We start from the raw sequence: 11,947 nt of genomic DNA on the forward strand, positions 1-11,947 counted from the left end.
GTGTTGGTTCAGAATCGGGTCAGGGACAGGCCGGCCCAGGTCGCGAGCAGCCCGCCCACCACGCTGATACCGGTATAGCCCAAAGCCAGGGGCATCTGCCCGCTTTCCATGAGGCGTACGGTATCGAGCGAAAAAGAGGAAAACGTCGTCAAGCCGCCAAGAAAGCCGACCATCAGCCCGGCGCGCAGCTCGGCCGGCACCATCGGCTTGTGCAAGAACAGGCCGTAGAGCAGGCCGATCAGCATGCAGCCGATCAGGTTGACCGCCAGCGTACCGAGATAGAAGTGCCGTGGCCAGTGGGCAACCACCCAGTTTGCAGTGGCAAAGCGCAGCAACGTGCCCGCGACACCGCCCGCACTGACGGCGGCGATCAGTGCAATCACGGTTTTCTCCGTTGCCGGGGGCTGCTGCGGTCCAGCTCGGCCAGGTGCCGAAGCTTCTCGCCGATCTTCAGCTCCAGGCCACGGGGGACGGGCTGGTAGTACTGGCGGGGTTCAAGCTGGTCGGGGAAGTAATCTTCACCCGCCGCGTAGGCATCGGGCTCGTCATGGGCGTAGCGGTACTCATCGCCATAGCCCAGTTGCTTCATCAATTTGGTCGGGGCGTTGCGCAGGTGCAGCGGCACCTCCAACGAGCCGTGCTCGGCGGCCTCGCGCAGGGCGGTCTTGAAGCCCATGTACACAGCGTTGCTCTTCGGCGCGCAGGCGATATAGGTGATGGCCTGGGCGACTGCCAGCTCACCCTCGGGACTGCCCAGGCGCTCTTGCACGTCCCAGGCCGACAGGCACAGGCTCAAGGCACGAGGGTCAGCGTTGCCGATGTCTTCGCTGGCCATGCGCACCACGCGGCGGGCGATGTACAGCGGGTCGCAGCCACCATCGAGCATGCGCGCGAACCAGTACAAGGCCGCATCGGGGTTGGAGCCGCGCACCGACTTGTGCAGCGCCGAGATCTGGTCATAGAACGCCTCGCCACCTTTATCGAAGCGGCGGCGGCTGTCGCCGAGCAGGCTTTGCAGCAGCTCGACAGCAATTTCGCTGCCATCTTCAGCCAGGTCCGAGGCATTTTCGAGAAAATTGAGCATGCGTCGGCCATCGCCGTCGGCGGCAGCCATGAGCATCTTGAAGGCCTCGTCGCCAACCCGCAGGTTGTGCTGGCCCAGGCCGCGCTCCTCGCTGAGGGCCCGGTCGACCAACTTGCGCAGGGCCGGCTCGTCCAGGCTCTTGAGCACATACACCCGCGCCCGCGAGAGCAAGGCGTTGTTCAGCTCAAAGGAGGGGTTTTCAGTGGTGGCGCCGATGAAGATCAGCGTGCCGTCTTCCACATAGGGCAGAAAAGCGTCCTGCTGGGACTTGTTGAAGCGGTGCACTTCGTCGACGAACAGGATGGTCCGACGGCCATACTGGGCCGCCTGCTGCTTGGCCACCTCGACCGCCTGGCGAATTTCCTTGACCCCCGCCAGCACCGCCGAGACGGTTTCGAAGTGGGCATCACAGAACTGCGCCAGCAACCGCGCCAGGGTGGTCTTGCCGACCCCGGGCGGGCCCCAGAAGATCATCGAGTGCAAAGCCCCCTGCTCCAGCGCCTCGCGCAGCGGCTTGCCGCGCGCCAGCAGGTGCTCCTGGCCGACGTACTCGTCCAGGTTGGACGGGCGCAGGCGAGCAGCCAGGGGCTGGGCGACGGGTTCGCTTCGAAACAGGTCCATCACGGGCTCCGCTTACTCCTGGATGATGTCCGCGCCTTTCGGGACATCGAACTTGAACTTGCTGTCCGGCACCGCCTGGTTGGCCTTCACCCCGGTGAACAGGATGTTGGTGCGCTGGCCGACGCTGTCGATCAGTTGCATGTCATTGATCAGGCCCTTGCGGAACGAAACACGCAGCGAGTCGAACAGGGTGTCCTTGGTTTTCGGCTTCAAGGTGAAGTCCATCACTTCGCCCTGCTCCTTGGAGTCGATATCGAAGCTCTGGCTGATCTTCGACACGTCACCGGACAGCAACAGCGCCGGGGTCTGGTTCAGGCGTACATCGAGTTTCTTGATGGTGGCCTGTTCCAGGTCCGGGTCCCACAGGGTGACCATCTTGCCATCGGACACCACCACCTGCTCCTGCGGGGCATCGGTGTGCCAGTAGAAAAGGCCCGGACGCTTCACGGTCATCTGCCCGGCAGTTTCCTGCAGGCTGGTGCCATCGGCGCCCAACGTCAGTTGAGAGAACTTGGCATCGATGGTTTGCGACTTTTCCAGCAACTGGGTCAGGCGCTTTACGTCCAGCTCGCCGGCGTGGGCCGGCACAGAGCCCATGGCCAGGGCAGAAACCAACAGCATGCGAATCGCGCGCATGGAAATCCTCGTAGGGCAGTCTATGAACCAGGCGCCCTCGAGGCGCCCGGCAATGTGTTCATCAATCGCGCGGGCCGCCTGGGGCAATCACTTCCCGCGAGCCGTTGCTGTTCATGGGGGTGACCACGCCGGCCATCTCCATCGCCTCGATCATGCGTGCGGCGCGGTTGTAGCCGATCTTCAGCTTGCGCTGCACCGCCGAAATGGAGGCACGACGGCTTTCCAGCACGAATTGCACCGCCTCATCATACAGCGCATCGCTTTCCGAATCGTCGCCGTCACCGCCACCACCACCGCCTTCGAAGCCGCTGCCGGCCTCTTCGACGCCGTTGAGGATGTCGTCGTTGTAGTCCGGCGCGCCACGTAGCTTCCAGGCCTCAACCGTGCGGTGCACTTCGTCGTCGGAAACGAACGCGCCATGCACACGAATCGGCAGGCTGGTGCCCGGCGGCATGTAGAGCATGTCACCGTGGCCGAGCAACTGCTCTGCACCGCCCTGGTCGATGATGGTGCGCGAGTCGATCTTGCTCGACACCTGGAACGCCATGCGGGTCGGGATGTTGGCCTTGATCAGGCCAGTGATCACGTCAACCGACGGACGCTGGGTGGCGAGGATCAGGTGAATACCGGCAGCCCGCGCCTTCTGGGCGATACGGGCGATCAGCTCTTCGACCTTCTTGCCGACGATCATCATCATGTCGGCAAACTCGTCGACCACTACCACGATGGTCGGCAGGGTCTTCAGCGCTGGCGGCTCGTCGTCCATGCTCTCGCGGCGGTACAGCGGGTCGTGAATGACCTCGCCTGCCTCCTGGGCATCCTTGATCTTGCGGTTGAAGCCGGCCAGGTTACGCACACCCATGGCGGCCATCAGTTTGTAACGCCGCTCCATCTCGGCAACGCTCCAGCGCAGCGCGTTGGCGGCATCCTTCATGTCGGTGACCACCGGGCACAGCAGGTGCGGAATGCCTTCGTAGATCGACAGTTCGAGCATCTTCGGGTCGATCATGATCAGCCGCGCATCTTCGGGCCCGGACTTGAACAGGATCGACAGGATCATCGCGTTCACACCCACCGACTTACCGGAGCCAGTGGTACCGGCGACCAGCAGGTGCGGCATCTTGGCCAGGTCGGTGATGACCGGCTTGCCGCCGATGTCGTGGCCCAGGGCCAGCGCGACCGGTGATTTGGATTCGTCGAACAGCGGCGACGACAACACTTCGGAGAAGCGCACCATCTGCCGGTTTTCGTTGGGGATCTCGATACCCACAGTGGTTTTGCCCGGGATCACCTCGACCACCCGTACGCTGGTCACTGCCAGTGAGCGCGCCAGGTCCTTGGCCAGGTTGGCGATACGGCTGACCTTTACCCCGGCCGCTGGCTGGATCTCGTAACGGGTAATGACCGGGCCTGGGTGGATGGAGTCCACCGAGACTTCCACGCCGAATTCCTTGAGCTTGATTTCCAGCAGCTGGCCGACGCCGGCCAGGGATTCTGGCGAGTACTCGATCTTCTTCTGCTCGGCCGGGTCGAGGATGGAAATGGACGGCAACGTGCCTTCCACGGCGCTGTCGACGAACAGCGGCGCCTGCTTCTCCTTCATCACCCGCTTGCTCGGTTCCGGCGCCTTGGCCGGCGCGGGCGGGACGATTACCGGGGCCGCAGGTTGCTCGCGGGGCACCACGGCCTCACGCGCCACCACGGGTTCACGCGGCGCAGCAGGCGGCGCGGCTACAGGCCGGGCGGGCACATCGTCACGCTCGACGCTGCGCTCGCGCAGCTGTGGCTTGGCCGGGTCGCGCTTCTGGGCCACCATGGGCGCCGCGCCGAAGTCAGGTTCATCGACCTCGCGCAACTGCGCCTCCAGGCGCTTGCGCTCGTTGCGGGCTTCCCACCAGCGGTTGGCGGCGCCTTGCACCAGTTCGAACAGGTCGAGGGTGATCTTGCCGGTAAGGTCCATCACCTTGAACCAGGACAGGTCGGTGAACACCGTCAGGCCAAACAGGAACAAGGCAATGAACATCAGCGTGCTGCCCTGCACGTTCAGCAGGTTGCGCGCCAGCTCGCCCAGGCTTTCGCCCAGGGCGCCCCCGGCAGAGAACGGGATGCTCGCCGGCGGGTGGAAATGGATATGCGCCAGGGCCGCGCCCGACAGCACCAGGAACACCAGCCCGATGAGCCGCCAGGAGAACAGCCAGCCGCTCCATTCCCAGGCCTGGTGGCGTTCGCGGAAGATCTGCAAGGTCTTGATCGCCAGCAGCAGCGGGAAGATGTAGGCGAAGTAGCCCAGCACCATGAACAGGATGTCGGCGAAGTAGGCCCCTGCTCGCCCGGCGGCGTTCTGCACCTGGTCGACGTTGCTGGTGTGGCTGAAGCCAGGGTCGGACGTGTCGTAGGTCAGCAGCGCCATCCACAGATACAGGCACATGGCGCCGACGGCGATCAACGCACCTTCCTTCAGGCGATAGTGCAGCTGCTGCCGCCACATGGGCACTGGCAAGGGAGCTGGAGTTGCGGTGGATTTCTTCAAAACGCGTCTATTCCTGCGCGTGCTGCGCGTCCAATAGTGATCGGCCAATGCATGGCCAATGAACCACTACTTTTAACATTACTGCCCGTCAGCCGCCATGACGGCGCGCCGCACATGGGCTTGAGGGGGCTACTTTCACTTAGCTGCAATTTGAGCATGCATTTTCTTTTGTGACAAAGGCTTATGCTGTGTTTTTGCACAGGTATGACAGCAAATGTCCCGGATGGTGCCTGTGGCCTCATGAATGTGTAGGAAATTACCTAAACGGTTGCCCGTACCTTGGCGAATGAACGACAGCGATTGACCCTGCTTTTCAGCCGCGCCATGCTGGCCGCTCCCCTCCCCCACCGCACAATAGACCATGCTCACCTGGCTGACCCGCGACTCGCTGACCTTCCCGCCCCTGGAAAAGGCCCTGCACGAACCCAACGGCCTGCTCGCCGCCGGCGGCGACCTGAGCCCCGAACGCCTGGTGCAGGCCTACCGCCATGGCTGCTTCCCTTGGTACCAGGAGGGCCAGCCGATCCTCTGGTGGTCACCCAACCCCCGCACGGTGCTGTTGCCAGATGAGCTGCACGTCTCGCGCTCGCTGGCCAAGTTCATCCGCCAGGGCCACTACCAGGTCACCTTCGACACCGACTTCGCCGCCGTGATCGCCGCCTGTGCCGCACCCCGCGACTATGCCGACGGCACCTGGATCACCGACACCATGCGCGCCGCCTACTGCGAGCTGCACCGTCGCGGCCACGCCCATTCAGTGGAAGTGCGCCAGGACGGCGAGCTGGTCGGCGGCCTGTATGGCCTGGCGATGGGCCGCCTGTTCTTCGGCGAGTCGATGTTCAGCCGTGCCGACAATGCCTCCAAGGTCGGCTTCGTCACGCTGGTCACGCACCTGCGCCAGGCCGGTTTTGTCCTGATCGACTGCCAGATGCCGACCAATCACCTGCACAGCCTTGGCGCCCGCGCCATCAGCCGCGCCGAGTTTGCCGGGTACCTCGCGCGTTACCTTGACCAGCCCAACAGCGCCACCTGGGTTCCCTAGGCGAGTTCCCAGAGCTGGCTTACACTTAAAGGCAAAGTCTCACCGAAGGGGTTGATCATGACAGAGTTGGCGCGGTTGAAGTTCTATGCCACTCAGCCCCACTCCTGCAGCTACCTGCCCGAGGAGCAGGCCACCACGCTGTTTCTCGACCCCAGCCAGCCGATGGACGTGAACGTCTATGCCGACCTGTCTGAAATGGGTTTTCGGCGCAGCGGCGATCACCTCTACCGCCCCCATTGCCAAAACTGCAATGCCTGCGTGCCGGCGCGCATTCCAACAGCGCGCTTCATCCCCAACCGCCAGCAGCGCCGCATCCTCAAGCGCAACGCCGACCTGACCGTGACTGCGGCACGCCCGGCATTCAAGGAAGAGTACTTCGACCTGTACCGGCGCTACATCGAGACCCGTCACGCCGACGGCGACATGTACCCGCCCAGCCGCGACCAGTTCTCCACCTTCCTGGTGCGCGACCTGCCGTTCTGCTGGTTCTACGAGTTCCGCCTGGCGGGGCGCCTGCTGGCGGTGGCGGTGTGCGACCTGCTGCCTAACGGCCTGTCGGCGGTGTACACCTTCTACGAGCCCGATGAAGAGCGCCGCAGCCTGGGCCGTTTCGCCATCCTCTGGCAGATCACCGAAGCCCTGCGCCAGAATCTTGAGGCGGTTTACCTCGGTTACTGGATCAAGAACTGCAAGAAGATGAACTACAAGACGCAGTATCGCCCCATCGAGCTGCTGATCAACCAGCGCTGGGTCACCCTCAACTGAAAGCATTGGCTTGAAACACTATTTTCCGGCATAATCCACGCCACTTTTTTGCCCGGTGCGGTTATGCGTCGGGCCAACACTGGACACCGAGGGCTCAACTGCATGTCGAAAGAAGACAGCTTCGAAATGGAAGGTACTGTCGTCGACACCCTGCCCAACACCATGTTCCGCGTGGAGTTGGAAAACGGGCACGTCGTAACCGCGCACATCTCCGGAAAGATGCGCAAGAACTACATTCGTATTCTCACTGGCGACAAGGTCCGCGTCGAACTGACACCTTACGACCTGAGCAAAGGCCGCATCACTTACCGTGCGCGCTAAGCCCAAGCCATGAAAAAGCCCGGCCATGTGCCGGGCTTTTTTTTGGGTTGAAGAACTGGGAGGGCTTTGCCCTCCTTTCGCGACGCAAGGCCGCTCCTACAGGATCGCGGAAACCTGTAGGTACGGCGAGAAAGGGCCGCATAGCGGCCCCACTGTCACGCCACCTCAGCCGTGGTCTCGAAGTCGAACACCAGTTCGCCATCGCGCAGGTCGACGTGCACCACGCCACCATGCTCGGCCAGCTCGCCAAACAGGATCTCCTCGGCCAGTGGCCGTTTGATCTTGTCCTGGATCAGCCGCGCCATTGGCCGCGCGCCCATCTGCACATCGTAGCCCGAGGCCGCCAGCCAGCCGCGGGCGTCATCACTGACTTCCAGCAGCACACGCTTGTCTTCCAGCTGGGCCTGCAGCTCGATGAGGAACTTGTCGACGATGCTCTTGATCGTCTCGTGGCTCAGGCGGCCAAACTGGATGATGGTGTCCAGACGGTTGCGGAACTCCGGCGTGAAGCTCTTGCGGATGACTTCCATGGCATCGGACGCATGGTCCTGATGGGTAAACCCGATCGATGCCCGCGCCGCGGTTTCTGCCCCGGCGTTGGTGGTCATGATCAGGATCACGTTACGGAAGTCCGCCTTGCGCCCGTTGTTGTCGGTCAGCGTACCGTGGTCCATCACTTGCAGCAGCAGGTTGAAGACTTCCGGGTGCGCCTTCTCGATTTCGTCCAGCAGCAGGACGCAATGCGGCTGCTTGGTGATTGCCTCGGTCAACAGGCCACCCTGGTCGAACCCGACATAACCGGGCGGAGCACCGATCAGGCGCGAAACGGTATGCCGCTCCATGTACTCGGACATGTCGAAGCGCACCAGCTCCACGCCCAGCGCCTTGGCCAGCTGCCGCGCCGCTTCGGTCTTGCCGACACCGGTAGGCCCGGCGAACAGGAACGAGCCGACCGGCTTGTCGGGCGCCTTGAGCCCGGCACGGGACAGCTTGATCGCGGTCGACAGCGAGTCGATGGCAGGGTCCTGCCCGAACACGGTCAGCTTCAGGTCACGCTCCAGGTTACGCAACAGTTCCTTGTCGGAGCTGCTGACATGCTTCGGCGGAATCCGTGCAATCTTGGCGACGATGTCTTCAACTTGCGGCACGTCGATGCGTTTGACCCGGTTCGCCTCTGGCTGCAGGCGCTGGTAGGCACCCGCCTCGTCGATCACATCGATGGCCTTGTCCGGCATGTGCCGGTCATTGATGTAGCGCGAGGCCAGCTCGGCGGCGGCGCGCAGGGCTTCGTCGCTGTACTCGATGTTGTGATGGCTCTCGAACCGGCCCTTGAGCCCGCGCAGGATGCCCACGGTGTCTTCCACCGAAGGCTCGCTGACATCGACCTTCTGGAAGCGCCGCGCCAAGGCACGGTCCTTCTCGAAGATGCCGCGAAACTCCTGGAAGGTGGTCGAACCAATGCAGCGAATGTCGCCAGACGACAGCAGCGGCTTGAGCAGGTTGGACGCATCCATGACCCCACCAGACGCCGCACCGGCACCGATGATGGTGTGGATCTCATCGATGAACAGGATCGCCTGCGGGCGTTTGCGCAGCTCGCCGAGCAGCGCCTTGAAACGCTTCTCGAAGTCGCCACGGTACTTGGTGCCGGCCAGCAGCGCACCCAAGTCGAGGGAGTACACCACGCTCTGGGCCAGCAGGTCTGGCACCTGACCGTCGACGATACGCTTGGCCAGGCCTTCGGCAATGGCAGTTTTGCCTACCCCGGCCTCACCCACCAGCAGCGGGTTGTTCTTGCGCCGACGCGCCAGAATCTGCGCGACGCGCTCGACCTCCTGCTCGCGCCCGACCAGCGGGTCGATGCGCCCGGCGCGGGCCAGCTCGTTCAGGTTGCTGGCGTAAGCATCCAGCGGGTTGCTCGACGATGACGTTTCGCCACCGTCCTCGTCCTGCATTTCCTGGTCGCCTTCAGTGTTCGGGCCATGGCCCGGCACCTTGGAAATGCCATGGGCGATATAGTTGACCACGTCGATCCGGGCCACGCTCTGCTGCTTGAGCAGGAACACGGCCTGGCTTTCCTGTTCGCTGAAGATCGCCACCAGCACGTTGGCGCCGGTCACTTCACGCTTGCCGGAGCTTTGCACATGGAACACGGCACGCTGCAGCACACGCTGGAAGCCCAGGGTTGGCTGGGTCTCGCGGTCTTCATCGTTGACCGGAATCAGGGGCGTAGTGGAATCGATGAACTCTTGCAGATCGTGCTTGAGTTTGTCGAGATTGGCGCCACAGGCGCGCAGAACGGTCGCGGCAGCCTCATTGTCAAGGAGTGCCAGCAGCAGATGTTCGACGGTCATGAATTCATGACGTTTCGAACGAGCCTCCTTGAAGGCCAGATTGAGGGTGACTTCGAGCTCGCGGTTTAACATAGCTTCACCTCATACCCAAGTGGTCGGCGATTAACCGTCCTTCTCGATTTCACAGAGTAGCGGATGCTGGCTTTCCCTGGCGTATTGGTTGACCTGCATGGCCTTTGTTTCGGCGATGTCACGGGTAAACAATCCGCACACTGCCCGCCCCTCGGTATGGACGGTCAGCATGATCTTGGTCGCCAGCTCGCGGTTCAGACTGAAGAACGTCTCGAGCACTTCGACGACGAAATCCATCGGTGTGTAGTCATCGTTGAACAAAACCACCTTGTACATCGGTGGCGCCTGCAGGATCGGCTTGGCTTCCTGGACAGCAAGACCTGAGCCGTCGTCCTCATTCGATTGCGGGCGATCCTGATTGAATGTTAGTCGAATCTCACTAGGTGCATGCATGGAAAGAATTTCATCATGATCGACAGGTTAAAGTTGTCGGTTGAGCGCAAAGTTCGCCTACGGCGCACGCGCCGCCTGACCTTGACTATCGGCAAAACGGTGTTACAACCAATAAGAACCCACCGTGGTCGATAAAGATCCGCGCAGTCAACCAGATTTTTCGCATGGTTCGTATGCGGATGAAGTGGATGATACTCCAGTGATGGAGTCCTTTGCAGAGGGACATAGGGATGGCAAGCGGTAAAGTCAAGTGGTTCAACAATGCCAAGGGCTACGGATTCATCAACGAGGATGGTAAATCCGATGACCTGTTCGCTCACTACTCGGCCATCCAGATGGACGGATACAAGACGCTCAAGGCTGGCCAGGCCGTGGAATTCGAAATCATCCAGGGCCCCAAAGGCCTGCACGCGGTCAAGATAATGGACGCCGTTACCGCTGCGGCTGCCAAGGCCCAAAGCCAGACCGCGAGCGAAACCGCCAGAGCCTGAACCCTGCTCCGTGTCGGTATACGAAAAAACCGGTCGCCTCTTTAGCCAGGCGACCGGTTTTCTCTTGCCTCACATATGCTTGATCATTTCATCGCCAAAGCCCGAACTGCCCACCAGCTTCGCCCCTTCCATCAGGCGCTCGAAGTCGTAGGTCACGGTCTTGGCAGCAATCGCGCCGTTGGTGCCCTTGATGATCAGGTCGGCCGCCTCGGTCCAGCCCATGTGGCGCAGCATCATTTCTGCCGACAGAATCACCGAACCCGGGTTGACCTTGTCTTGCCCGGCATACTTGGGCGCAGTGCCGTGGGTGGCCTCGAACATGGCCACGGTGTCGGACAGGTTGGCGCCCGGCGCGATGCCGATACCGCCCACTTCCGCCGCCAAGGCGTCAGACAGGTAGTCACCGTTGAGGTTGAGGGTGGCGATCACGTCGTACTCGGCCGGGCGCAGCAGGATCTGCTGGAGCATGGCGTCGGCGATGGCATCCTTGACGATGACCTCGCGACCGGTCTTGGGGTTGTTGAACTTCATCCAGGGGCCGCCGTCGAGCAGCTCGGCGCCAAACTCGTCGCGGGCCACCTCGTAGCCCCAGTCCTTGAAGGCGCCTTCGGTGAACTTCATGATGTTGCCCTTGTGCACCAGGGTGAGCGATTCGCGGTCGTTGTCCACCACGTACTGCAACGCCTTGCGCACCAGGCGCTGGGTGCCCTCCCTGGAGACGGGCTTGACCCCGATGCCGCAGTCCTGGTCGAAGCGGATCTTGGTGACGCCCATTTCCTCCTTGAGGAACTTGATCACCTTGTTCGCCTCAGGCGAACCGGCTTTCCATTCGATGCCCGCATAGATGTCTTCGGAGTTTTCACGGAAGATCACCATGTCGACATCGCCAGGCTTTTTCACCGGGCTCGGCACGCCCTGGAACCACACCACCGGGCGCAGACACACGTACAGGTCAAGCTGCTGGCGCAAGGCCACGTTCAGTGAGCGGATGCCACCGCCGACCGGCGTGGTCAGCGGGCCCTTGATCGACACCACGTACTCACGCACCGCATCGAGGGTTTCCTGCGGCAGCCAGGTGTCCTGGTCATAGACCTGGGTGGCCTTCTCGCCCGCGTACACCTCCATCCAGGCAATCTTGCGCTTGCCGCCGTAGGCTTTCTGTACGGCAGCATCCACCACTTTGATCATCACCGGCGAGACATCGACGCCGATCCCGTCGCCTTCGATATAGGGAATGATGGGGTTGTCGGGCACATTGAGCGAATGGTCTGCATTGACGGTGATCTTGGTGCCGTCGGTCGGAACCTTGATTTTCTGGTATCCCATGCTTGCACTACTCCGCTTTCGGGTGTGATTGGACATCGTGCGATCCACTGAGCCTAAACCACATCTGCTGACCTGCAAGCGCTGCGACAACGCGCCACATTGCCCCTACGTCTTTGGTCTTATAAATGGCGCCGATGTCACTTCGCCTTGCTGAATAGCCCGATTGGTTTGATATACTGCGCCGCGACCGTAGGGTCATCGGGGCGAACCCTTGGAAAATGCGGCTCGCCCTTGGCCAAGAACGGCCACGAAGCCTGGGCTGTTACCGCAGTTCAGCACTTGACGCTCGACTGATGCATCCACCATCACCGC

General features: G+C 62.1%; 11 protein-coding genes. 4 read left to right on the forward strand and 7 right to left on the reverse strand.

From position 1 onward, the window contains the following. Nucleotides 1-8 precede the first annotated feature (8 nt). The 4 genes from crcB to DJ563_RS12015 all read right to left on the reverse strand — a co-directional run bounded on the left by crcB (nucleotide 9) and on the right by DJ563_RS12015 (nucleotide 4,829). Nucleotides 9-383, reverse strand: a complete 375-nt coding sequence (gene crcB / locus DJ563_RS12000; protein ID WP_274098603.1) for a fluoride efflux transporter CrcB — start codon at nucleotides 381-383, stop codon at nucleotides 9-11. Then, complete coding sequence (locus DJ563_RS12005; protein WP_033696740.1) at nucleotides 380-1,705, reverse strand: replication-associated recombination protein A; 1,326 nt, start codon at nucleotides 1,703-1,705, stop codon at nucleotides 380-382. The genes crcB and DJ563_RS12005 overlap by 4 nt, the downstream gene beginning before the upstream one ends. 12 nt (nucleotides 1,706-1,717) lie before the next feature. Continuing rightward, on the reverse strand, nucleotides 1,718-2,341 hold the full coding sequence (lolA, locus tag DJ563_RS12010; RefSeq protein WP_434519592.1) for an outer membrane lipoprotein chaperone LolA: 624 nt from the start codon (nucleotides 2,339-2,341) through the stop codon (nucleotides 1,718-1,720). 61 nt (nucleotides 2,342-2,402) lie between these two features. Beyond that, complete coding sequence (locus DJ563_RS12015; RefSeq protein WP_274098602.1) at nucleotides 2,403-4,829, reverse strand: DNA translocase FtsK; 2,427 nt, start codon at nucleotides 4,827-4,829, stop codon at nucleotides 2,403-2,405. A gap of 403 nt (nucleotides 4,830-5,232) precedes the next feature. Here DJ563_RS12015 and aat point away from each other — a divergent pair, with 403 nt between their 5' ends. The 3 genes from aat (at nucleotide 5,233) to infA (ending at nucleotide 6,999) form a co-directional block, all read left to right on the forward strand. Next, complete coding sequence (gene aat, locus DJ563_RS12020) at nucleotides 5,233-5,913, forward strand: leucyl/phenylalanyl-tRNA--protein transferase (protein WP_047581837.1); 681 nt, start codon at nucleotides 5,233-5,235, stop codon at nucleotides 5,911-5,913. 57 nt (nucleotides 5,914-5,970) lie between these two features. Then, nucleotides 5,971-6,678 (forward strand): arginyltransferase, encoded by a 708-nt coding sequence (locus tag DJ563_RS12025; RefSeq protein ID WP_033696734.1) that lies wholly within the window; start codon nucleotides 5,971-5,973, stop codon nucleotides 6,676-6,678. A 102-nt stretch (nucleotides 6,679-6,780) separates the two neighbouring features. After that, nucleotides 6,781-6,999: a translation initiation factor IF-1 gene (infA, locus tag DJ563_RS12030; RefSeq protein WP_002553999.1), complete on the forward strand. Its 219-nt coding sequence runs from the start codon at nucleotides 6,781-6,783 to the stop codon at nucleotides 6,997-6,999. A gap of 155 nt (nucleotides 7,000-7,154) precedes the next feature. Here the strand turns inward: infA and clpA are convergent, their stop codons facing one another. Continuing rightward, nucleotides 7,155-9,425 (reverse strand): ATP-dependent Clp protease ATP-binding subunit ClpA, encoded by a 2,271-nt coding sequence (gene clpA, locus DJ563_RS12035; protein WP_033696733.1) that lies wholly within the window; start codon nucleotides 9,423-9,425, stop codon nucleotides 7,155-7,157. A gap of 30 nt (nucleotides 9,426-9,455) precedes the next feature. After that, nucleotides 9,456-9,818 (reverse strand): ATP-dependent Clp protease adapter ClpS, encoded by a 363-nt coding sequence (gene clpS / locus DJ563_RS12040; RefSeq protein WP_003251220.1) that lies wholly within the window; start codon nucleotides 9,816-9,818, stop codon nucleotides 9,456-9,458. A gap of 230 nt (nucleotides 9,819-10,048) precedes the next feature. Here clpS and cspD point away from each other — a divergent pair, with 230 nt between their 5' ends. Beyond that, nucleotides 10,049-10,309 (forward strand): cold shock domain-containing protein CspD, encoded by a 261-nt coding sequence (cspD, locus tag DJ563_RS12045; RefSeq protein ID WP_033696731.1) that lies wholly within the window; start codon nucleotides 10,049-10,051, stop codon nucleotides 10,307-10,309. 69 nt (nucleotides 10,310-10,378) lie between these two features. On the opposite strand, the gene icd is transcribed toward cspD, so the two are convergent. Further along, on the reverse strand, nucleotides 10,379-11,635 hold the full coding sequence (gene icd / locus DJ563_RS12050; RefSeq protein WP_274098601.1) for an NADP-dependent isocitrate dehydrogenase: 1,257 nt from the start codon (nucleotides 11,633-11,635) through the stop codon (nucleotides 10,379-10,381). Nucleotides 11,636-11,947: the final 312 nt, after the last annotated feature.

Source organism: Pseudomonas sp. NFX1 (assembly GCF_051123555.1).
Classification (GTDB): domain Bacteria; phylum Pseudomonadota; class Gammaproteobacteria; order Pseudomonadales; family Pseudomonadaceae; genus Aquipseudomonas; species Aquipseudomonas capeferrum.